The sequence below is a fragment of the Bacillus sp. M5A3_1b genome, assembly GCF_053345335.1.
Genome location: NZ_JBKEZY010000002.1, coordinates 456,925 through 480,597, shown reverse-complemented (window position 1 = coordinate 480,597; position 23,673 = coordinate 456,925). Strand labels below are relative to the sequence as shown.

Sequence of the window (23,673 nt, the reverse complement as noted above, 5' to 3'; positions counted from 1 at the left end):
CTTTACTATGGAAACGGATGCGGATGTGGATTTAATCGTTCATTCGTTAAAGGTTCGTTTGTATATCCAAGTGTCATCGGCACAGTATATACTCTATCCAGTCCTGTAACCCGAGTGAGATGGTGGCCGAACGTCATCGGTAGCATGCCTGGAATAATGACTTTTACACAATGTAATCCGTTTTTTTCTATAAGAGGTACTGTTTGATTTACAACGATTACGTCAAGTCCAGATTGCTGCAGACGGTTTAAAAGTTGATGAAGATCGGATGTTAAATCTAAATCAACTGATTGTAATGCATTCATTTCTTGGAACGACTGCACCGGGGCATCGTCACGTAAAAGAAAGTGAAGACGTTCTTCTGCTTCTTTCAATCCGTACAGCATACTATGGTCTTCCATTTTATTAACGAGATAAGGATCGTGTAAGCAGTTTTCGTAATGCTCTCTTTTTTGTTCGAGTTCATCGTCTGCTATTAGTAACATGCCTGCTATTTCATGGATGGCACTCTTTAAAGCGCGGACAGGGTCTAAATGAGAGCCCCCCGCACAAACAACGTTCATTCCATTTTCACGCGTATTTTTCGCAATTACCCATAAGCTTGGGATACCGTGTTCCATCGTTGCGTTAAAAGCATGTAATTCATACCCAGTAATCGTGTACAGCCGCTGAATCATTAATTGTAATTCTGTATCATTTGCTGAACTAAGATCAAGGCGGGGGAGAGGTAATTCGGCATACCAAGTGAGCAAAAAGGCGTCACGCTCTACAATTTCTAAAATGCCATGAAAAATTGCTTCTTCTAAACTACCACCAATTGCACATCCATTTGATGTTTCATACACGAAAGCATCTCGATGACCGAGGCTATAATAAGCAATTGATTCAGGAACTAAAATTGGCTGGTTTTGTAATAAAGAGTAGCCCCATACCCAGTTTTGTTCATAGTCAGGATCAAACGGTTTAAACGGAAAACTATTCCGATTATAATGTTCATTTGTATGTACACCGAGCAAGAGGGGATTAAGTGCATGGTCCTCTAACTCACGAAAACTGCCGTGTACATTTGTCTTTTTTCCTCGAGGTGACATACCACAATATCGTTCTAAACCTTCTAAAATAGCAGTCGCTTCACTCATTGCAAATGAATGAGTTCGGCCTGCAACACCTTCGTTTCCAAACATTAATGGCATGTTTATAATAACGTCAGCAAATGGTAATAAAGAATGCTGCATTTTTCCGTTCAACATACCGACGCGATAATCGAAATAATCTCTCGTTAAAAATGTGTTTAGTTCATGAATGGAACGACAGCGATATGTTGCTTCGCTTGTTTTTAAGCTCGGTTGTAACGAAATCGTTGCTGCATCTGCCGTATCATCAGGCAAATTGCTACATACAGGGCAGAGCGGATCGGGAAGAAAAGAATGCCGCGTACATTGCAGTGTTTGTAAGTTTAGTAAAATGAGTTCATTTTCTAAAGAAGAATGGTTATGAGTTAATATTTTCTCTGTTTCTGCACGAATAAGATGGCACATTTGTAACATACCATTTTGGGTGGCACGTACATCACGCCTTGTTACATTATCTGCTTTTAACGCATATTTCCGCTGTAGTGCCCACATTTCTTGTTGATCAAATCCAGCGATAAATCGGCGTCCATCAGAGCAGTTGGAACAGCCAGTTGCAAGAGGATGAATGTAAGGACCGATAATACCTTCACCAAATGAAGTGAATGCACGTAGCCATGGAATATGATTCGATCGAAACATTAGCTCGGCATCATGATGAATAGTAGAAGGAGAGCCATCATGTAATACGAGAGCGAGATGAATATTTTCAGGGAGTTCTTCTGTAAGGTTATGTTGGCGAATGATAGAATATTGTTTGCATAGTTGATCATGTACATAGTTTGCAAGTAAGCCATCTCCTATAAGCAATATATTTTGAGTCATAGACTGTCCTCCTTTGCAATTAATACACCGTACACACCATCTAAGTTTTCTTTCAAAAATGATTCAATGGCTAAATCAAACACGAATGGATAAAAATTATGTTCTTCTAAATGTTGCAAGGCAAGCTGCACAGATTGCACACCTGGAACTTCTTCTTCCGCTTGTATTTCCAATCTAAAAGAATCCGTGTCATATAAAATAATAGAGGATTCAGGCAAGATATTAGCTCTGTAAGGAGTCTCTTCATTTTGAATATGAAGTAGTGATAGTTGTAGTGCGTTTCGTAAGGCTAACGTCATATTAATATTAGATGCACCGTACCAGCGATCATTTATACCGACCCAAACGACAGGAAAGCTGAGAATCTCTTCACTTACTGCTATTTTAGGTGTTTCATGAATTGTAGAGAGAGCATCGTAATAAAATCTACAATGTTTATCATGAATTGCAGTTAAATCAATCGTCGTAATTTCTTCTAGCATATGTGACTGCCGCTCATACAATTTATTATTTAAATGTTGTTGTAGCGCCCGGTATACACCTTCTGTCATCGTTTCTCCAGCGCCAATACCGATATCATTATGTTCAGGAATAAGGCGGTGCATAATTTCCGCTACATATGTTTCAATTCCTGCTAAACCAGCTTCTCGGCGCGCTTCATTATGAGTTAAACCACCACAAGTCATAAGAGGCAGGAGGGAAGCAGGACCATCTGATAGTGGAGTAGCTACTTGAATATGGCATTGTGATAACGGTAATTGATATGAATCTTGTTCATCCCATACATGGAATAAACCAGCTTCTTTAGAAGTTAATGAGTCGAAAAAGCGGAATAAATCAGTTGAGGTATGTTGGTTGGACCGCTGCTCAAGTTGTTCAGAAAGATTTTCTATCGTATCAATTGTAAAACTTTCATCAGTTGCGAGAGGATGTTTTATAAAAGGATGCCATGCTCCTTCGAGTGTTTCGTAATTTAATAAAAAGAATTGTGGTTCTTTTTCTCGGTAGGAATCATCAGCGACATGCTTAAGTAATTCAAATACGATTATATTTGCTAACATTGCAGATGGAAGTGGTGAAAATGATGCTGATGAATGTTCATTTTGTAAAGCCGTTTCATGTAGCCGATGCCATGCGGATTCCCAGCATTCTTCACGATTAGCTGTTACGATAGGGCCGGCTATACCAAGTGCTGATAAACAGACGGCAGGTATGAAGTTCTTTCCTACTTCTCTACAAATCGTGTGAACTGCTCTTAGGCCTTCAATATCTCCATTTTGAGAAACATACAAAATCCAGTCGAAAGGCTCGAACACTTCATGCAGGGGACGATCAATTGTCGTATCTATTTCCTGAACAAGGACATGATCATCAACTTCATGTGCAAGTTCTACTAGCTCATGAATGCGATCGTAATTTGTTTCCTCATAATCTGTAACAAGGTAATGAAAGGTAGGTAATCCTGATTCTAATAAAGAAGAAACTAAGGAAGTAAGCATATCTCCAGAACCAATTATAAGGACGTTTGCCGCGCGATACGTTTCGAATTTTAGAGCGCCTGAATGAGAATCAGCTTCTAAAAATTCAATTTGTGAAGCGTATCTATCAAGTAATGCGCTATTTAATTCATGAGGTGCATCTTGACTTACATCCCGAACGAAACCATTTTCATATAAAATCTCTCCAATTTCAAATACACGATTTTGATAGGGGAGAGGGAGACCATCGGTTATTTCTGCTAAAGAATAATTCCCGTTAAACATTGGCATTAATTTTTCAATCCAGTTGTAAATTCCATCACCGTCCATACGAAATGAACTGGCATTATTTCGAAAATAGACACCCCCGTTTGAGTCGGGGAGGAAAAAAGTATCCTTATTTGCTTTAAGTTTTGCATCAATTGGAAGGTTATTCATTTTAATCCTCCTTACGTTTTAGGCATACATTATTAGCTTATGTTATGAAATTTGTCCCATATGAACGCAATAAAAAAAGGCTGTAGAATAATTCATTCTACAGCCTGTAATAGATTATTAATCTATCAACCTTCTAATAATAATGATTTTGGATCTTCAAGCATATCTTTAACAGCAACAAGGAAGCTAACTGCTTCTTTACCATCAACAATACGGTGATCGTAAGATAAAGCGATGTACATCATTGGACGGTTTTCCATACGTTCTGCATCAATTGCAACTGGACGTACTTGGATTTTGTGCATTCCTAAAATACCTACTTGTGGGCTGTTTAGGATTGGTGTTGACATTAGAGAACCGAATACACCACCGTTTGTAATTGTGAATGTACCACCTTGTAACTCTTTTAATGAAAGTTTGTTATCGCGTGCTTTCATACCTAAATTACGAATTTCGCTTTCGATTTCAGCGAAGTTTAATTGGTTAGCATCGCGTACAACTGGAACAACTAATCCATCTGGAGCTGCTACTGCAATACCGATATCATAGAATTTTTTAATGATAAGCTCATCGCCTTGAATTTCAGCATTTAATAATGGGAATTGTTTTAATGCTGCAACAACTGCTTTTGTGAAGAATGACATGAAGCCAAGACGTACATCATGTTTTTTCTCGAAAGCATCTTTACGCTCTTTACGTAATTCCATGATTGCAGTCATATCAACTTCGTTAAATGTTGTTAACATTGCAGATGTTTGTTGAACTTCTACAAGGCGTTTTGCAATTGTTTGACGGCGGCGGGACATTTTCACGCGCTCAACTGGTTTTTCGAATTCCGTTTTTGCAACTGGAGCAGGAGCTGGACTTTTTGGAGCAGCTGGTGCTTCTTTTGGAGCTGCAGCATGAGCTTGTACATCGTGTGGTCTCACACGTCCAAGTGGATCTGTGCTACGTACGTCGTTTAAGTCGATACCTAATTCACGAGCCATTTTTCTAGCAGCTGGTGATGCGATAGGACGGTTCGTATTCGGTAAACCTTGTAAAGTTGTAGTTTGCTCAGCATTTGGTGCCGCAGCTTTCGGTGCTTCAGTTGTTTCTTGTTTTGGCTGTTCAGCAGCCGGTGCAGGTGTACTTACTGCAACTGGTGCTCCGTTTGCATCTAAAATTGCGATAGTTGCACCAACTTCAACTGTATCCCCAGGTTCGCCTAGTAACTTCGATACAATACCTGAATCTTCTGCAATGATTTCTACATTGACTTTATCAGTTTCAAGCTCAACAACGCTGCCACCTTTCTCAACTTTGTCGCCTACGTTGATAAGCCATTGTGAGATAGTTCCTTCAGTAATAGATTCTGCAAGCTCAGGTACTTTAATTTCGATCATTTTAAATGTCCTCCCCTTATTTGCCTAACGGTGTGTTTTTTCTTCTTTTGTCTTCGGTAATCTCCATTTGTTAGCCTGCCCCTGGGCAGAAGATCTGCCCGGGGAACAAGCTAGAAACCTTCATTGTTACTTTCAGTTGCTGAAAACTTCAATTTCTTGTTTATCTTGACGGAAGTTATACTTCACATCTAAAGCGTGTGCAACAATTAGTTCTTGCTCAGCTTTGTGAGCGAATGGATCGCCACCAGATGGGCTAGAGCGATCTGGGCGTCCAATGTAACCTGTTTTCACTTTATCTCCAGCAAGTTCGAACAGAATTGGAGCCATGTAATGCCATGCGCCCATATTACGAGGTTCTTCTTGAACCCAAATAATTTCTTCTAAGTTTTTAAAGCGTTTAATAATAGATTGAACTTTCTCAGCAGGGAATGGGTACAGCTGTTCAATACGAACGACATGAACTTCATCTAAGTTATACTCATGTTTACCAGACTCAATTTCTGCTGCTAAGTCAATCGCCATTTTACCTGTGCTTAAAACAAGACGTTTTACTTTAGTTGGTTTCATGCCAAGGTTTTCTTGTTCTAGAGCAGGTTGGAAACGTCCTTCGCTTAACTGACTAGCAGTTGAAAGCGTAAGTGGGTGACGTAATAAACTTTTTGGCGTCATCAATACTAATGGTCGAACAGCTTCTGTTCCTAAGATAGATGCTTGACGACGTAAAATATGGAAGTATTGTGCCGCGCTCGTTAAGTTTGCAACTGTCCAGTTATTCTCAGCGGCTAACTGTAAGAATCGCTCTGGACGTGCACTAGAATGCTCTGGTCCTTGACCTTCATAACCGTGCGGTAATAGAAGAACTAAACCAGATTTTTGACCCCATTTTGCTCTTCCTGCTGAAACATATTGATCGAATAATGCTTGCGCAGTATTTGAGAAGTCACCATATTGCGCTTCCCACATAACAAGAGTTTCTGGAGCGAATACGTTATAGCCATACTCGTAACCAACAACAGCAGCTTCTGATAATGGACTGTTATGAACAGAGAAGGATGCATTAATGTTTGGCAAGCGATGTAATGGTGAATATGTTTCATTTGTATCAGTATCGTGTAATACGATATGACGGTGCGCGAATGTACCACGCTGTGAATCTTGACCAGTTAAACGAATTGGCGTACCTTCTTGTAAAATAGAAGCGAATGCTAACGACTCAGCAAGTGCCCATTCAATTTTACCGTTCTCTTCAAGAGCGTCTTTACGGCGTTCAAGAATTTTCTTTACTTTCGGATATACGTTAAAGCCTTCTGGCCAAGATAGTAGACCTTCATTAATTGCACGAAGTGAGTCAATCTCAACACCAGTATCAATTGGCTGAATGCCTTTTGCAACAACATCTGGCACCTTAACGTCAATTGTTGCAGCGCTCGTATCAGCTGGCGGTACTTGTGCATAGTCAGATTTTAATTGCTCTTGTATAAACTGAGTCATTGTTTCAACCTCATCTGCATTTAGAACACCAGCAGCTTGTAATTGATCTGCATAAATCGCTCTTACAGTCGGGTGATTTTTAATCTTTTTGTACACTTGTGGTTGCGTAACTGCTGGGTCATCCATTTCGTTATGTCCGTAGCGGCGGTAACCAATTAAATCGATTAAGAAGTCTTTTTTGAACAATGTACGATATTGAATCGCAAGGTTAGCAGCAGCAAGACAAGCTTCTGGATCATCAGCGTTCACGTGAACAATCGGAATATCGAAACCTTTTGCAAGGTCACTTGAATATTTCGTAGAACGAGAATCATAGCTATCAGTCGTAAAGCCAACTGCATTGTTTGCGATAACATGAATTGTTCCGCCTGTTTGGTACGCGTTCAATCTGCTTAAGTTCAACGTTTCAGATACAATACCTTGACCAGGGAATGCAGCATCACCATGAACTAAAATTACGAATGATTTTGAAGTATCTTGTTCTGGAATACCAGATTTTTTACGATTCTCTTGAGCCGCACGTGCAAAACCTTCTACAACAGGGTTAACGAACTCAAGGTGACTTGGGTTATTTGCTAATGTAACGCGAGTGCTAACTTCTTCGTTACTAACGACTTGTTCTCTACCTAAATGGTATTTCACGTCGCCAGTCCATCCAGAATTTGCCACTGCGCCTTCTATTTTTGCATGTTTGAACTCAGCAAACATGTGACTATATGGTTTTTCTAATACGTGTGCAAGTACGCTTAGACGACCGCGGTGAGCCATACCAATCATGACATCTTCTACGCCGCCCTTTGCACCTTCGAGAACAATTTCATCTAGAACAGGTACAAGCATATCAACGCCCTCGATAGAGAAACGCTTTTGCCCAACGAATGTTTTATGCAAGAATTGCTCGAAACCTTCAACAGCTGTTAAACGTTTTAAAAGAGCAGTTCGTTTTTTATTTGATAGTGGTTGACGCAATGAATTTGATTCCACCATTTGATGCAACCACGCGCGTTCTTCACTATCTTGTATATGAGAAAATTCATAAGCTAAAGATTTTGTATAAACGTCTTTTAATCTATGAATTACATCAAGTGCAGTGTGAATACCTTCTGGTGCATCTTGCCATACTGTTTTTGCTGGAATCGCTTTCAAGTCAGCATCGCTCAGTTCGTTCATTGCTTTCTCAAGAAGAGATTGTCCATTAGCAGCATCTTCCATCGGATTGATGTGAGCCAACGTATGCCCGAATGAACGAATTTGTTCAACAAGCTGAACGACTTTAAGAATTTTTTCAATGTTCCCTGTGTTTTGAGGAGAAAAATGTGTTGCTGTGTTGTCCCCTGTTACGACATTATCTTGAAACGAAGGAGCTCCAAAAATTTCAAAAAGCTCTTGTAATTCCGGATCAACAGAACCTGCTCCAGTTACGTAAAGATCATACTGCTCAATAACATAACCAAGGTTCGGACCATGGAACTTGGCCCAAGGGTTTGTCGTTGTATTCTTCCTCGTCATTTGTTTAAACCTCCCAATGCATATAATCCTTTTTCCAAACAAAAGGTGCATTTTGCTCTTTTCAATAATTGATGAACCAATAATCAATGTAAATGTTTTCTTTACTCTTATGTTATTACAATAATTTACATAATACCAAACACTATTACTTATCTGTTTTGTAAAAAAACATTCACAATAACTTATCACCCAAGTTAATCTTTCATGTTATAAAGTAATTTTACAGAAAAATGGGGTGGATATATTTGGTATACCTATACGAATAACTAAAATTGTTGCATGTAAATATAAGTATAATAATTAGAATGTTTCGATAAAAATGAGTTCGAATTATGTATATTGAAATAATAAGCGCTTTCATTGATATTATACAACAATATAACGGAATATAGTATAAAAAATAAAAAATTATGAATTTATCGTAAACTTTATTTAGATAGTGTTAAATATTGAAAGGAAAGCGAAGGATTTCTACAAAAAAAGTTGCTAAACATAAAAAATGCTTCATAAACAGTTAGTTTCTATAAATATGACGAAAAACACCGTAAAACCAATAACGCATTTTGTGGAATAAAGAGATAAATGAAATATTTTAAAAGGATAAAACAAATAGGGAGATATTAAATTTTAAAAATTGAGAGGAGGAAATATAGTAACGGTTCATTACAGTGTTCCATGTTTCATTTCAAAATAGACGTGCTGAAAATGAAAAAGTTTCTTCTATATAAATAGAACGAAAAATAAACAAAATGAATGTAAAGGAAACTTGACGTAAAGTTTACTTTACATATATACTCGATATAAGGGAGGAGGGAGAAATTTCCTTGGAAAATAAAATGGTCGAATACCGAAAAAAATTTGGACTGTCTCAAGAAAAATTGGCTGAGAAACTTGGAGTTTCCAGACAAACCATCATTTCAATTGAAAAAGGAAAATATGATCCATCACTTCCATTAGCATTTGAAATAGCGAAAACATTTCAGACAACGATAGAACATGTATTTATTTATGAAGGAAAAGAAGAGGGGGAATAGGGATGAATTATTCACAAAAGTACTTTTTAATTATGGGAATTATTTTCTTTATTATGAGTGGAACCATGATATTAGCGGGCATAATGACGCATTCCGCACCACCGGCTCCAACGTATACAGTACTTGCGATGATGATTATGTGTTTCTGCTTAAGTTACTTACATCCGCAATTTAAAGAAAAAGATGAGCGAATGAAACTCATTCGTTATAAAGGAATGTTCTTCAGCTTTTTTGCGCTAACGGCATATTACCTTCTTTTCTCTTTCGGTTTAAATCTACACGTAATTACACTATCTGCGGTTGAACTATTAAACATACTTATGGCACTTACGATGAGTACAGTTTTTATCTCATTTGTTGTTTTATCGAAAAGATATTAAGATGGAAGAGAGAAAGGAAGATTAACATATGCAAATGATGTATGCTTTTGGCATTGGGCTTGTATTATTTTTAGCCGTATTCTTATTTATTCGGAAAGACGTTCAAGGTGGGACGTTAACGAAAAGAGGCTTTTATAAAATGATCGGCTGTTTAGTCGTTATGTTTATAGCGATTATCGTAATGATCGTTTTAATAAATCAATCACTATAGAATATAAAAATGGAACCTTACTGTAGTAAGGTTTTTCTTTTTGATATAAAATCCGAAAATTCCCATTACATCCATTTACTACATATAATGGATATTATATAATTTAATAAAATGATAGATAGGGAGCATAGTATATGAATAAAAAAACTATCTTCTTTTTATTAACATGCCTACTACTTATAGCTAGTATTACTTATATAATATGTAACAAACGAAAACAAGTGCCACCTATGTTAGTATGGGAGGATCAAGAATACTACGTTACGAATGAACCTGCCGAAGCTGAAAAAGTTGGACAAAGGCTCGGAGAAGTAACAAAGAAAATCGAAACAAGTAAAAAACCTACTAAAAACAGTGAATCCAACATAGTACAAGAAAAAACAGAAGTATTCATAATGATAGAAGAAGAGGGAGATCCTCACCTACCTTTAATCATAAAGGAGCCTTATAGTGACGAATATAGAATAGCAAGACCGATGTTACATGTACTATAAAGTGAAAAGGAGACTCATATGCAGACAGTAACTTCATATCCATGGTCGTTAAGAAAAATGTTTGTTTTTTTCCTTTGCTTCATCCTTCCACCAATCGGTGCGATTTATATTTTGATGAATCGAGAGGCGCTACAAAAAAGAGACTTCATTTTATATGTATTATTTGCTGCTATTAATATATCGCTTTGGTTATCGCTTATGATCTTTGATCGGAGTATGTGGATGGTAGCGGGGCATTATATAATTGGAGCAATTGTTATTGTTTTTTCGAATATGAATAAGAGATAAGCCAGCAATCTTAAAGTTGCTGGTTTTTATTTTGCTATTTATATGGAGATAGAGAATTATCTCATTTTAGTTTAAATAGATCAGCAGGCGCTAAATTAGGTGAGAGATATTTGCCACCAACTAAAAAATAATTGGAGGTAAAGAGAATTGGAACTAGATGACAAAGTATACAATCAAATTTTACAACTGTGTGAAGAGGGAGATATTCTATTTGAAGTAGAACAATTTGATCAAGCAATAGAGAAATATTTAGTGGCTTTAGATATGGTGCCAGCACCAAAGACGGATTGGGAAGCAAGTACTTGGTTATATACAGCAATAGGCGATACTTATCTTATTAAAGATGACTATGAAATGGCAAAAAGTAATTTTTATAATGCTTTAAACTGTCCAGACGGTATTTCGAATCCATTGATTTTATTGAGACTTGGAGAGAGCTTGTTCGAATGTGGAGAACTTGAAAAAGCTAAGGAATATTTATTAAAAGCATATATGCTAGAGGGTTACAAGATATTTTTTGAAGAAGATGATAAATATTTTGAATTGATTAAAAACATTATTTGAGGAGGAGCAATATGGCCATATTACAATCACCTATAAAAGAGAAATTCGAAAGTCTCGTTAATCAGAGTAATGATGAGTTTGATAAAGGTAATCATAATGAGTCTATTACATTATTAGAAGAGGCTTGGAGTGTATTGCCTAATCCGAAAGGTATTTATAATGAAAGTTATGATTTAGTGAATGATATTATTGATACTTGTTTTATTGTAAAAGATTTTAAAACAGCAAAAAAATGGTCAGATAAAATGTTTTTAACCGGATTTATGCGTATTGATACAGGTGAAAAAGAATTTATTTCAGGAAAAGTTGCGTATGAATTGGGTGATTTAGAAATAGCAAAAGAGTTTTTCAGCTTTGCTAACAAAAAATCAGAAGGAAGATGTTTTGAAGATGAGGATGTTAAGTATCTTAAATTCTTCAAAAGTTAAGAGTGTAGGCTAGGTGGTAGATAGCTAAACATTTTATGTATGACGAAGGTGAAGAATAAATAATGGCAGAATAATTGAAATATAGGCGTGAACTGCGGTTCACGTCTTTTTTGCGTTCTTTTCAGTTTCTCCGTTACAAAATCAACTTAGGGTCGGATTTAATAGTGTAAGAGACGAGTGGTAGCTGGCCATCTTTCTACCGGCGCCTTTTCCAAGATATACGAACAAGAAGTTTTGAAGTTTTTTTGAAATTAACGTTACGAAGCAATTCAGGGGTCGGATTTATACATAGGAAAAAGAGTTCAATAACAATCGGAGGTAGTCACTATTGAAAAATCAATTTCACCATAACCAGGACGGCACAACGTCGATTTGCGACAATAGGGAAGGGCATCTGATGAAATGGATAGCTAATGAAATCATGAATCGCAATACCACAGACAAACAGATATACACCTATCTATCGAGGGATGGATACCATGATAAAGATATGATAACTAAGCATATCAACTGGGTTCGTAAATACAGAAGGTTTTAGAAATTATATATGAGAATCCGAATTTTGGTTATAGAAAAATTAGTGATATACTCGGCATTCATATGGAACAGGTAAGAAGGACTTTAGGTCGGATCGAGAGGAAACTGAAGTGCTACGAGTATTGTTTCAATTAACTTGGTACAGCCCGTCCGAAAACGTCACTTTACCAAATATCGAGGGGTACCGTTTAACTTGAAATTTGCATTGAGAAAGAGAGGTAATAAGCGTTCTCCCAATTTTGTTGAAGTATTTGTAAGGGGAAACTAGTTAACGGTATGACATTGACCATAAAGGAGATGCTGGTGACAAAAATTAACACCGACGAACGGCTACTAAATGAACGTATGCGAACAAGAAGAATGAACAATCAAATCACCAAATGTACACCAAGCGTTCGGAACGTGTACGCCGAACGCTTGAAAATAGATGTAAAACAACTACAAACCGTATAGCGACGGGCGTTAAGCTACCAAATGGCCGACCGCCACCCTGCGTCAAGTCAACGGAAAATAAAAACCGCATCAAACGTTAAGTTGACACGGTTTCTAACGGTATGACCCCGGAGAGGCTCGAACTCACGACCTCCACCCTGTCAAGGTGGCGCTCTCCCTGCTGAGCTACGGGATCTTCAAAAATGATTATGTATTTGTAATTTTAATCATTATGTTAAAGCAATTATACATAATTAACTGAAAATTTACAATATTTTTGTGTAGTAAGTTTTTAAAGAGGTAGTGTAATAGAAAATAGTTTTTATTTTAGAGGTGTATTAGTATGTATGTTTTTATATGTAATAAATAGAAGATACTGAGGTGTTATGACTTCCGATACCAATCCAAAGGCCCCTCATCACTCAAATCAACTAGAAAAGGGAATAAGAAATGTAAAGGTAAGCTTATAAGTTCTGGCATAGCGTTCAATGTTTTCTTTGATAGATATTGTCTTCTGAAACAATACGGACAATCTTTTTCAAATGTCACGAGTATTGACCATACATCTTTTATTGTCCACTTCGTTTTACAATACGTACAACGCGCCATAGAGTTCCTCCTCATATTAAGGTTTTTTCTAGTATATTCCATTATATTGTACGAAATTCATTTGTATTTGGTGTGATAAAATGTAAGTTGTTTTGTTTTTTATGTGGATTTATTTAGTCATTTATGATCATTTATATACCGTTTGATATTTTTGCATGTTGATAGGTTTTCAGTTTCAATATGCAAATTGGCCAATATATCCTTTTTACAATTTACTTAAAATCATGTATAACAGAGATACAAGATTATTTTACCCCGCTATTTGCGGACGGTAAGATCCCCACCTCAAAATTTATCGAAAGCAAAGAAGTTAGGTGGTGGCAGGCTGCTCGTAAAAGCCCGATTGGTGAAGGCTGATTAAAGTTTCACTTTATAAATATTCAGTAGTAGAGGGAGAATTATTGTAATGGTAAGAAAAACGTTCAAGATGCGTGTATCTAAAAATAGAACGATTTCGATTAATGGCTCGATTCTTGATGTGGATGTTACACATGATGAGTTTTTACAAGAGTTTGTTGAGTGGGTCGATTCTAAAGGTTGGTCGTTTATGGGGATGACAGATGAGATTACACCCGAGGAAGCTAGTCAAAATTTAATAGATTCGTTGATTGATGAGAAGGATAAGAAAGAATAACTCCTTCTTATTTTTTATTGTATATTTATGTTCTTCATCGTAAAAATATGATATAGTAAAAAACAGTGAATATTCTTCCAATTTAATACAAATTACATATGGATTGGTAGATTCAGTTTTTAAACTGTGAGAGTATAGTGAAAAGGGAGAGTCATATGGTAAATTTTAAGAAAGTTTTGGCTTTTATTACCGTTATTTGTTTATTTTTTTTGACACCTATGACGTTACGTGCGGAGACGAATGTTGGAGTGAATCCAGAACAAGTGGCACCACCACCTGCGGAAGGACCAAATGTTTTTAGTCAGTTTGCAACTACGATTGATGCAAAAACTGGAGATGTTTTGTATAACAAAAACGCACATCATCGTGCATTTCCGGCTAGTATGACGAAAGTGTTAACAGCGATTTTACTTATGGAGCATACGAAGCCAGAGGATCAATTTACGTTTTCACAATTAGCATTAGATCAAGAGAAGAGTAATTATCAAATTGAATTTCAACCTGGTGAGACGATTAATAGAAATACTGCGCTTATGATTTTAATGGTGCTGAGTGCAAATGATGTGTCGTATGCGATTGCGGAGCGTATTGGCGGAAATGTTGAGAAGTTCGCTCATATGATGAATGAGAAAGCAAAGCAATTAGGGGCTACAGATAGTCACTTTGTAACGCCAAATGGATTGCATGATCCAAACCATTATACGACGCCGTATGATATGGCTATGATTACGAGAGGTGTACAAAAGTATCCTGAGATTTTACAAGCGATGAATACGAAAAGGACGACGGTTACGACATCTAGCCAGACGGTTTCTATTTTTAATAAGTCTACTTATTTTGAAAATCCATATAGCATTGGCGGGAAGACGGGTTTTACAAATGAAGCGCGTAATACACTCGTTCTATTAAATGAGAAGGATGGCAATCGCATTATAAATGTAGTAATGGCTTCCCAAAGACCTGAAATTTATGAAGATTTGAAGCAGATGGCGGATTATTCTTTCGGTCAATTTGTGAAGCAAACTGTATTAGATAAACATAGCTGGCATCAAAAGGCAACGTATTTAAATAAAGATATTGATAGCGAGCTTGAAAAAAGTGCAGAGCTTATGCTTAAGAAAGATGAAGGTAAAAATGTGAGGACGATTTTCCGTGCGGCTTCATTAGATAAAGATTCTTTGTATCATAAAGGAATTCATCGTGGTGAGGTAGTTGGTGCAGTTGACATCACGAAAAATAATCAAACAATTGCGACGATAAATGTTCTTTCAAAAGAAGATGTTACTTTTGCGATGCCTAAAAAAGATACGGCTACGCCTGAAGTAAATGAATCAAATGTGAAAATAATAAGCATTGGGATAGGTGCCGCTGTACTATTTGGAGCCATTTTATTTGTAGTGCTACGCCGAAATACAACAGAAATGAAATCAGAAGAAAAATAAATTACTAGTAAAAAGACTGTGAAGAGACTTTGTCACAGTCTTTTTTGTATATGCAAAATAACTAATAATTGTAAATTTTCTTATTGCATTTACGAGTTGTTCGTTATATTATTTAGTTGTGTTCTTGTTAAAGAACCGATTTAGTATTATATACTCCAAATAATATAAAACAACGGAGAGGGAGAGAGACGATGAAATTAATTTGGAAAGTGATTAGCAACGTTATCTCGTTTGTTTTATTTGCATTAATGGTTTTTCTAGCTTTTATAGTTATTTCGTCAAAAGCGAGTGGCGGAGATCCAACAGTGCTGGGATATCAATTTAAATCAGTGCTATCAGGATCGATGGAACCGACATTTTTAACAGGATCAATCATTGCGATAGAACCGACTAAAGATGGTTCGAAATATCAAAAAGGTGATGTTATTACCTTTAAAGAGAAAGATGAAAAAATTATCACTCACCGTATTATCGGTGTGAAAGATACAAATGGAAAAGTAACGTATGAAACAAAAGGGGATAACAACAACGGCCCTGATTTAGAACCAGTACGTGCGGAGAATGTCATTGGGAAATATGCGGATATTACAGTTCCTTATGCAGGATATGCATTAAATTATGCTAGTTCAAAGGCTGGAGCTGCATTGCTTCTTATTATTCCAGGGGTCTTTTTACTGGGCTATTCCGCGATTTCTATTTTTGGCGCGATTCGCAGCATTGAAGGGGAAAAGAAAGAGAAAAAAGTAGAACAATCCGTCTAGTTTGTTTGGTTATACTTTCCGTTTAGGAAGTTAACAAATATATAGATTAAGGGGATATGGACATGACTTTAAAGAAAAAATTAGGTATGGGTATCGCATCAGCAGTGTTAGGGGCAGCATTAGTTGGCGGAGGAACATTTGCATTTTTCAGTGATAAAGAAGTGTCAAACAATACATTTGCGGCTGGTACACTGGATTTAGCATTAAATCCATCAACAGTTGTTAATGTATCGAATTTAAAACCTGGTGATACAGTTGAAAAAGAATTTAAATTAGAAAATAAAGGTACATTAGATATTAAAAAAGTTCTATTAAAAACAGACTATAGTGTAGAAGATACGAAGAAAGATAATAAAGATGATTTTGGTAAACATATTAAAGTAACATTCTTAAAAAATGTAGATAAGCATGAGACGATTGTGAAACAAACTACATTAGATAAATTGAAGGGTGATACACTTACAGCAGTAGATAATGATTTAGCTGCTTGGTTCTGGGATGAAAAAGGTATTTCTGCAGGTAAATCTGATAAATTCAAGGTGAAATTTGAGTTCGTTGATAATAAAAAAGATCAAAATGAATTCCAGGGTGATAAGTTACAATTAACTTGGACGTTTGATGCACAACAAACAGAAGGTGAAACAAAATAATATGAAAAAGGGCTATCAAATGGATAGCCCTTTTTCTATTTTTCTAGTATATAGCTATCATTTTGTATCGTTCTTTATTATAATAAAAGTAACGTTCTATATAGAGAACATCTTGTTCGATGGGAGAGATTAAGATGCTGAAAACACCTCGCAAATTAAAAAAGATGCTTATATTGCCTTGTATGTGCTCCATTACGTTTTATTTAGGCTCTCAAATAATGACGTATACAGAAGCTGCATTTATTCATGAAACGAAAGTGGAAGCCGCTCTTTCTACAGCGATTATATTTCCAAAGACAGTTGATACATTAAAAGAGGAAGCTGAGAAACATAAACAGTTTATTGAGCATCAGTATGGAGAAATGAAGGGGAAGTTGGCAGTAACTTCTAGAGAAGAAATTGAACAGGCAATTGTAGTGTGGCAACAAGGACGTGAGAAAATTGCTTCTGAGGAGGAAGCGCTGCAAAATGTATATACTGCAATAGAAACTCCTTATAATCAAATACAAGAAGAATTAAAAGTGAATAAAAGTGAATCGATTCAACAAGTGGCCGTATATGTGAATGAAGGTTTTCTCAGTATAAAAGAGAAGCGAGATTATATCGTGAAAGAAGTTAGTTTGCAAGCTATTGATGAACAAATTCAGACTTTACAAAAACTATTAAAAGATGAAACAGTAAAGAAACAGAATGAAATAGAAGAACAGAAGAAAGTAGAAGAACAGAAGAAAGTAGAAGAACAGAAGAAAGTAGAAGAACAGAAGAAAGTAGAAGAGCAGAAGAAAGTAGAAGAACAGAAGAAAGTAGAAGAACAGAAGAAAGTAGAAGAACAGAAGAAAGTAGAAGAGCAGAAGAAGGTAGAAGAGCAGAAACAAGTAGAGACAGCTAAAAAACTTGAGCAAGGAACTCATGAAAAGGCTACTACCACGGATCATAATGAGAAATCATCAGAATAAACTGACGACCGGTATAAAAATGATGTATATGAGTGTGAGGGAGTATTTGCCCCCGCACTTATTGTATTTCTTAAAATATAAACATAAGAATTCAGAAAAAACGAAATAATATTGAGAAATAAAAATAATTGAAAATACTAATAAATATTTGTTGTATTTATAGAGTGATGTTCGTTATAATGAACTTAAGGTTTTTAAAAGAGAACGAACATTAGCTAAGCTAATATAGTTTTCTTTATATCTCTTATTGAAAAATAAGAGACAAAAATATAATAAACAGCTAGGGGGAATTGATTGTGAGTCTGAAAAAGAAATTAGGTATGGGAGTTGCATCAGCAGCATTGGGGTTATCTTTAATTGGTGGAGGAACATTCGCTTACTTTAGCGATAAAGAAGTATCGAACAATACATTTGCAGCTGGGACGTTAGATCTTACATTAGACCCTAAAACGCTTGTAGATATTAAAGATTTAAAACCAGGGGATTCTATTAAGAAAGAGTTCTTATTAAAGAATAGCGGTTCATTAACAATTAAAGACGTTAAACTAGCGACAAAGTATACTGTGAAAGATGCAAAAGGCGATAATGCTGGTGAAGACTTTGGTAAGCACGTTAAAGTGAAATTCCTTTGGAACTGGGATAAACAAAGTGAGCCTGTATATGAAACAACTTTAGCTGATTTACAAAATGCTGATCCAGATCTTTTAGCTAAAGACATCTTTGCTCCTGAGTGGGGAGAAAAGGGTGGATTAGAAGCAGGCACAGAGGATTATCTGTGGGTACAATTTGAATTTGTAGATAATGGGAAAGAACAAAATATCTTCCAAGGTGATTCATTGAATTTAGAATGGACATTCAATGCTAACCAAGAAGCTGGCGAAGAAAAATAATAAAAAAGCGGGTATCCCCCGCTTTTTTTATAAAGAAAAAGAAGTGCTGGTTGTTAGCACTTCTTTCTATTATTATTTTTGATTTTGCTTCCATTTTGTAAATTCAAGAAATTCACGAAATTGTTCTTTGGAGACACCAGAGTTCATTGCATCTTTAACAAGCTGTGTCCATTCGGAGTCTAGATTAGTTTCCTTTGTTGTTTCATCATGAAGTAAAGTATCAACTGGAATTTGTAGAACTGCTGCAATTTTTTCAAGAAACTGAATGGAAGGGTTTTTTTGTAAATTTCGTTCTATAGAACTAATGTAAGATTTAGCAACACCAGCTTTTTCGGCAAGTTCAGTTAATGAAATACCTTTTTGTAAGCGAAGGCGTTTTATACGTTCTCCAATCATATTTGCGCACCTTTCTATCAATATGTAGTCGTCTTATGATGTCATTATTATAACATAAACTTCGTTAAAAAGAACAAGCCTATTGAGCCTGACTGGATGGCTTCATACGTTGGAAAAAATGTTCGATATCTTGCAGGGCGATACCAGCGTCTAGAGCTTCAAGTATTAAATCAATCCATTCTTGGTCCAGTGCGTCAGTCTTATCTTTGTACAAATGTAATTCCTCCCTAATTATCGGTCATAACTGCTGCTACAGAATATATGATAAGCAATCGTATTTTGTGTTTTATATAGTGAATTATCAAATATTTTGTAGATAAAACAAAGATAAAATCCCCATTAAATTCCCTCTATGGCGATTATAAAGTTTCTGACAAATATTTTCAATATTTTCAGAAAACATTGTTGAATTGTGATATATTCGTATGCTAACTATGGAATTTTTACAAATATGTTAAAAAAATTACATAATATAACTAAATATTGAAAAAATATTGAATTTTTAATAAAATTCAATTTGTAATACATATTTTTTATTAGGGGAGGAAATAAGGGATGAACAAGAAACCGTTCAAAGTTTTGTCATCAATCGCTTTGACAGCTGTGTTAGGTCTTTCATTCGGAGCGGGTGGCCAGTCTGCATATGCTGAAACACCTGTGAATAAGACAGCTACGAGTCCAGTCGATGATCATTTAATTCCAGAAGAACGTTTAGCGAATGCGCTAAAAAACCGTGGGGTAATTGATTCGAAGGCTTCAGAGACAGAAACAAAGAAAGCCGTCGAAAAATACGTAGAGAACAAAAAGGGTGAAAATCCTGGGAAAGAAGTATCAAATGGGGACCCACTTACGAAAGAAGCATCTGACTTTTTAAAGAAAGTGAAAGATGCGAAAGCTGATACGAAAGAAAAGTTAGACAAACCAGCAACAGGAACACCTGCAGCAACAGGCCCAGTTAAGGGTGGTCTAAATGGTAAAGTACCAACTTCTTCAGCAAAGGGAAAAGAATATAACGGTGAAGTTCGTAAAGATAAAGTACTCGTTTTACTTGTAGAGTACGCTGACTTTAAACATAACAATATTGATAAAGAACCTGGTTATATGTATACTGACGATTTTAACAAAGAACATTATGAAAAAATGTTATTCGGTAATGAGCCATTCGCATTAGAGGATGGCAGCAAAATCGAAACGTTTAAACAATATTACGAAGAGCAATCTGGCGGTAGTTATACAGTAGACGGAACAGTTACAAAATGGTTAACAGTTCCTGGTAAAGCTGCTGATTACGGTGCAGATGGTGCGACAGGTCATGATAATAAAGGGCCAAAAGGACCACGTGATTTAGTAAAAGATGCATTAAAAGCAGCTGTAGATAGCGGTATTGATTTATCAGAGTTTGACCAATTCGATCAATATGATGTAAATGGCGATGGAAATCAAAAACAACCGGATGGTTTAATTGATCACTTAATGATTATCCATGCGGGTGTTGGACAAGAAGCAGGTGGCGGTAAATTAGGTGACGATGCAATTTGGTCACATCGCTGGACTGTTGGACCAAAACCATTCCCAATTGAAGGTACACAAGCGAAAGTTCCATATTGGGGCGGAAAGATCGCAGCATTCGACTACACAATTGAACCAGAAGATGGCGCAGTTGGTGTATTCGCACATGAATATGGTCATGATTTAGGTCTTCCAGATGAGTATGATACAGACTATACTGGTGACGGTGAACCAATTCAAGCTTGGTCTGTTATGAGTGGCGGAAGCTGGGCTGGTAACATTGCAGGAACAACGCCAACGAGTTTCTCACCACAAAATAAAGAGTTTTTCCAAAAAACAATCGGTGGTAACTGGGCAAATATCGTAGAAGTAGATTACGAGAAATTAAATAAAGGTATCGGTCTAGCAACATATTTAGACCAAAGTGTTACGAAATCTAACCGCCCAGGTATGATTCGTGTTAACTTGCCAGATAAAGATATAAAAACAATTGCTCCAGCATTTGGTAAGCAGTATTACTACAGCACAAAAGGTGACAATCTTCACACAAAAATGGAGACGCCACTGTTCGATTTAACAAATGCAACGACTGCGAAATTTGATTTCAAGTCATTGTATGAAATTGAAGCAGAGTATGATTTCCTTGAAGTACATGCTGTAACAGAAGATGGTCAGCAAACATTAATCGAAAAACTTGGTGAGAAAGCAAATAGTGGAAATGCACATTCAACAAATGGAAAATGGATTGACAAATCATACGATTTAAGCCAATTCAAAGGTAAGAAAGTAAAATTAACATTTGAGTACATTACAGATGGTGGTTTAGCATTAAACGGTTTCCTACTTGATAATGCATCACTAAATGTAGATGGTAAAGTAGTATTCTCTGATGATGCAGAAGGTACACCGCAGTTCAAATTAGATGGATTCGCTGTATCTAATGGAACAGAGAAGAAAAAACATAACTATTATGTAGAGTGGAGAAACTATGCTGGTTCGGATAACGCATTAAAATATGCTCGCGGTCCAGAATACAACACAGGTATGGTTGTATGGTATGCAGACTCAGCTTATACAGATAACTGGGTTGGTTTACATCCAGGACATGGTTTCCTTGGCGTAGTTGATTCTCATCCAGAAGCAATTGTTGGAACTTTAAATGGTAAACCAACAGTAGCAAGTAGTACACGATTCCAAATCGCTGATGCGGCGTTCTCATTTGATAAAACGCCAGCTTGGAAAGTTGTATCTCCAACGCGCGGAACGTATACGTATAATGGCTTAGCAGGTGTACCGAAGTTTGATGATTCGAAAACGTATATTAATAAACAGATTCCAGATGCAGGACGTATTTTACCGAATCTTGGCCTGAAGTTTGAAGTAGTAGGACAAGCTGATGATAATTCTGCTGGTGCTGTTCGTTTATATCGTTAATACAGTAAAACTACCGAAAGATTTTCTTTCGGTAGTTTTTTTGTGAGCAATGAATTTTATATGCAAGAAGAAATTATATATAATGTAACTTTACGAATAGAAATTTATTATATATGAAGTCTATATAAATAATGAAAGAATTGGATAAAAATAGTGGGAGAAGGTGAATGAATGAGTGTTTCTTCTATTGTAAATAAACAAAAAGCATATTTTTATAATGGCCATACGAGAAGTGTAGAAGTGAGAAAGAATAATTTGAAGAAGCTTTATGAAGGCATTCAGAGTTTTGAAGAAGAAATATTTCAGGCATTGAAATTAGATTTAAATAAGTCAGTTCATGAGTCGTTTACAACGGAAGTTGGATATGTATTAAAAGAAATTTCCTTTCAATTGAAGCATATTTCATCGTGGAGTAAACCGAAGCGGGTTCGAACAGCACTCACTCATTTTGGATCAAAGGGGAAAGTAGTTCCTGAACCGTACGGTGTGACACTTATTATTGCACCGTGGAACTATCCGTTTCAATTAGCAATTGCACCTCTTGTAGGAGCGTTGGCGGCTGGAAATACAATTGTTTTAAAGCCTTCAGAGTTAACGCCAAACGTTTCCAAAGTACTTACGAGGATGTTAGAGCAATTATTCCAAGAAGAGCTTGTAGCGGTAGTAGAAGGCGGTGTAGAAAAGAGTACGGAATTGTTAAAGGAACCGTTTGATTATATTTTCTTTACAGGTAGTGTCGGTGTTGGAAAAGTTGTGATGGAAGCAGCAGCGAAACGGTTGACGCCACTCACGTTAGAACTTGGGGGAAAAAGCCCATGCATTGTACATAAAGATGCAAAAATAGATGTAACAGCAAGACGAATTGTTTGGGGTAAGTTTTTAAATGCAGGGCAAACGTGTGTAGCGCCTGATTATATGTATGTGCATGCTTCGGTGAAAGAACAGTTAATCGAGGCATTACGACACGAAATTGCGGAGCAGTATGGAAAAGATCCACTAAACAATGACAATTATGTACGAATTGTGACTGAACGTCATTTTGAACGTTTATGTTCATTTTTGAAAGATGGTAAAACGGTAATCGGTGGGAACTATAAAAAAGAAACTTTACATATAGAACCAACAGTGTTAACAAATGTTACATGGCAAAGTACTGTTATGGAAGATGAAATTTTTGGTCCGATCTTACCAATTGTAGAATACGACAACATAGAAGAGGTAATTGGAACAATCCAGCAACATCCGAAGCCGTTAGCGTTATATGTATTTTCTGAAGATAAAGAAGTACAAAAGAAAGTGACAAGTAATATTTCATATGGCGGAGGCTGTATTAATGATGTTGTCTATCATCTTGCAACGCCATATTTACCTTTTGGTGGTGTTGGAAGTAGTGGATTAGGTAGTTATCATGGGGAAGAAAGTTTTCGGACTTTTTCACATTATAAAAGCATTTTAGCCCAATCTACGGCATTCGATATGAAAATTCGTTACTCTTCTACAAAAAGTGCTTTAAAATTCATACGAAAGTTGTTAAAATGATGATGGTGTTTATCAGTAGGCGTAGCCGTATGATAATAGCCCCTTCGTAATGGAAGGGGTTTTTCTGTTCGACATGTGTATCATGCAAAAATGAATCAAACATACTACATAAAGAATAGAAGAGAACGCTAAACAACCATTTTTGTTTGGATCGAAACAAAAAATAGTCTATAGAACATAAATATTTATTCATGAATATAAAAATTAAAATTTAAGGTAGATAGGACGG

22 protein-coding genes and 1 tRNA gene are annotated in these 23,673 nt (G+C 36.3%); 15 read left to right on the top strand and 8 right to left on the bottom strand.

Translation table 11 applies throughout. From position 1 onward, the window contains the following. Positions 1–5 precede the first annotated feature (5 nt). The 4 genes from ACLBWW_RS08715 to odhA form a co-directional block, all read right to left on the bottom strand. Positions 6–1,955, bottom strand: coding sequence for a TOMM precursor leader peptide-binding protein (locus ACLBWW_RS08715; RefSeq protein ID WP_048545082.1), 1,950 nt, complete (start codon positions 1,953–1,955; stop codon positions 6–8). Then, positions 1,952–3,871, bottom strand: coding sequence for a putative thiazole-containing bacteriocin maturation protein (locus ACLBWW_RS08710; RefSeq protein ID WP_447613991.1), 1,920 nt, complete (start codon positions 3,869–3,871; stop codon positions 1,952–1,954). Before ACLBWW_RS08710 ends, ACLBWW_RS08715 begins: the two co-directional genes overlap by 4 nt. A gap of 125 nt (positions 3,872–3,996) precedes the next feature. After that, positions 3,997–5,256: a 2-oxoglutarate dehydrogenase complex dihydrolipoyllysine-residue succinyltransferase gene (gene odhB / locus ACLBWW_RS08705; RefSeq protein ID WP_000569906.1), complete on the bottom strand. Its 1,260-nt coding sequence runs from the start codon at positions 5,254–5,256 to the stop codon at positions 3,997–3,999. A gap of 132 nt (positions 5,257–5,388) precedes the next feature. Then, positions 5,389–8,256 carry a 2-oxoglutarate dehydrogenase E1 component gene (gene odhA / locus ACLBWW_RS08700; protein ID WP_447613990.1) on the bottom strand — a complete coding sequence of 956 codons (2,868 nt, stop codon included), beginning with the start codon at positions 8,254–8,256 and terminating at the stop codon, positions 5,389–5,391. A gap of 824 nt (positions 8,257–9,080) precedes the next feature. Between odhA and ACLBWW_RS08695 the strand changes: the two genes are divergently transcribed. The 7 genes from ACLBWW_RS08695 (at position 9,081) to ACLBWW_RS08665 (ending at position 11,655) form a co-directional block, all read left to right on the top strand. Beyond that, the gene (locus tag ACLBWW_RS08695) at positions 9,081–9,290 is read left to right on the top strand and encodes a helix-turn-helix transcriptional regulator (protein ID WP_000428506.1); all 210 of its coding nucleotides are present in this window, start codon (positions 9,081–9,083) and stop codon (positions 9,288–9,290) included. A gap of 2 nt (positions 9,291–9,292) precedes the next feature. Beyond that, positions 9,293–9,670, top strand: coding sequence for a hypothetical protein (locus ACLBWW_RS08690; protein ID WP_064476765.1), 378 nt, complete (start codon positions 9,293–9,295; stop codon positions 9,668–9,670). Positions 9,671–9,698: 28 nt separating this feature from the next. Further along, positions 9,699–9,881: a DUF3976 domain-containing protein gene (locus ACLBWW_RS08685; protein WP_001178300.1), complete on the top strand. Its 183-nt coding sequence runs from the start codon at positions 9,699–9,701 to the stop codon at positions 9,879–9,881. A 134-nt stretch (positions 9,882–10,015) separates the two neighbouring features. Continuing rightward, positions 10,016–10,375: a hypothetical protein gene (locus ACLBWW_RS08680; protein WP_098633436.1), complete on the top strand. Its 360-nt coding sequence runs from the start codon at positions 10,016–10,018 to the stop codon at positions 10,373–10,375. An 18-nt stretch (positions 10,376–10,393) separates the two neighbouring features. Further along, positions 10,394–10,663 (top strand): hypothetical protein, encoded by a 270-nt coding sequence (locus tag ACLBWW_RS08675; RefSeq protein ID WP_447613989.1) that lies wholly within the window; start codon positions 10,394–10,396, stop codon positions 10,661–10,663. Positions 10,664–10,810: 147 nt separating this feature from the next. After that, positions 10,811–11,227: a tetratricopeptide repeat protein gene (locus ACLBWW_RS08670; protein WP_075308529.1), complete on the top strand. Its 417-nt coding sequence runs from the start codon at positions 10,811–10,813 to the stop codon at positions 11,225–11,227. Between the two features lie 11 nt (positions 11,228–11,238). Further along, a complete protein-coding gene (locus tag ACLBWW_RS08665; RefSeq protein WP_046958263.1) occupies positions 11,239–11,655 on the top strand; it encodes a hypothetical protein in 417 nt (138 codons plus the stop codon). Positions 11,656–12,747: 1,092 nt separating this feature from the next. Here the strand turns inward: ACLBWW_RS08665 and ACLBWW_RS08660 are convergent. After that, positions 12,748–12,820, bottom strand: a tRNA-Val gene (locus ACLBWW_RS08660). A gap of 188 nt (positions 12,821–13,008) precedes the next feature. After that, complete coding sequence (locus ACLBWW_RS08655; RefSeq protein WP_016133931.1) at positions 13,009–13,233, bottom strand: hypothetical protein; 225 nt, start codon at positions 13,231–13,233, stop codon at positions 13,009–13,011. 406 nt (positions 13,234–13,639) lie between these two features. Here ACLBWW_RS08655 and ACLBWW_RS08650 point away from each other — a divergent pair, with 406 nt between their 5' ends. The 6 genes from ACLBWW_RS08650 (at position 13,640) to calY (ending at position 18,566) form a co-directional block, all read left to right on the top strand. Beyond that, on the top strand, positions 13,640–13,867 hold the full coding sequence (locus ACLBWW_RS08650; RefSeq protein WP_000251858.1) for a hypothetical protein: 228 nt from the start codon (positions 13,640–13,642) through the stop codon (positions 13,865–13,867). 155 nt (positions 13,868–14,022) lie between these two features. Beyond that, entirely contained in the window at positions 14,023–15,309 is a 1,287-nt protein-coding gene (locus ACLBWW_RS08645) for a D-alanyl-D-alanine carboxypeptidase family protein (RefSeq protein ID WP_048545066.1), read from the top strand. 191 nt (positions 15,310–15,500) lie between these two features. Next, positions 15,501–16,070 (top strand): signal peptidase I SipW, encoded by a 570-nt coding sequence (sipW, locus tag ACLBWW_RS08640; RefSeq protein WP_048545063.1) that lies wholly within the window; start codon positions 15,501–15,503, stop codon positions 16,068–16,070. Positions 16,071–16,132: 62 nt separating this feature from the next. After that, positions 16,133–16,720: a CalY family protein gene (locus ACLBWW_RS08635; protein ID WP_048545061.1), complete on the top strand. Its 588-nt coding sequence runs from the start codon at positions 16,133–16,135 to the stop codon at positions 16,718–16,720. Between the two features lie 134 nt (positions 16,721–16,854). Next, entirely contained in the window at positions 16,855–17,676 is an 822-nt protein-coding gene (locus tag ACLBWW_RS08630; protein WP_048545059.1) for a DUF4047 domain-containing protein, read from the top strand. A gap of 296 nt (positions 17,677–17,972) precedes the next feature. Beyond that, the gene (calY, locus tag ACLBWW_RS08625) at positions 17,973–18,566 is read left to right on the top strand and encodes a biofilm matrix protein CalY (RefSeq protein ID WP_000053728.1); all 594 of its coding nucleotides are present in this window, start codon (positions 17,973–17,975) and stop codon (positions 18,564–18,566) included. 72 nt (positions 18,567–18,638) lie between these two features. Here the strand turns inward: calY and ACLBWW_RS08620 are convergent, their stop codons facing one another. Together ACLBWW_RS08620 and ACLBWW_RS08615 are read right to left on the bottom strand one after the other, a co-directional pair. After that, entirely contained in the window at positions 18,639–18,962 is a 324-nt protein-coding gene (locus tag ACLBWW_RS08620) for a helix-turn-helix domain-containing protein (protein ID WP_000578885.1), read from the bottom strand. A 79-nt stretch (positions 18,963–19,041) separates the two neighbouring features. Then, on the bottom strand, positions 19,042–19,176 hold the full coding sequence (locus ACLBWW_RS08615; protein ID WP_000276217.1) for an anti-repressor SinI family protein: 135 nt from the start codon (positions 19,174–19,176) through the stop codon (positions 19,042–19,044). Between the two features lie 341 nt (positions 19,177–19,517). Between ACLBWW_RS08615 and inhA1 the strand changes: the two genes are divergently transcribed. Then, positions 19,518–21,905, top strand: coding sequence for a M6 family metalloprotease immune inhibitor InhA1 (gene inhA1, locus ACLBWW_RS08610; RefSeq protein WP_098633446.1), 2,388 nt, complete (start codon positions 19,518–19,520; stop codon positions 21,903–21,905). Between the two features lie 171 nt (positions 21,906–22,076). Beyond that, a complete protein-coding gene (locus tag ACLBWW_RS08605; RefSeq protein WP_048545054.1) occupies positions 22,077–23,444 on the top strand; it encodes an aldehyde dehydrogenase in 1,368 nt (455 codons plus the stop codon). The last annotated feature ends 229 nt before the right edge of the window (positions 23,445–23,673 follow it).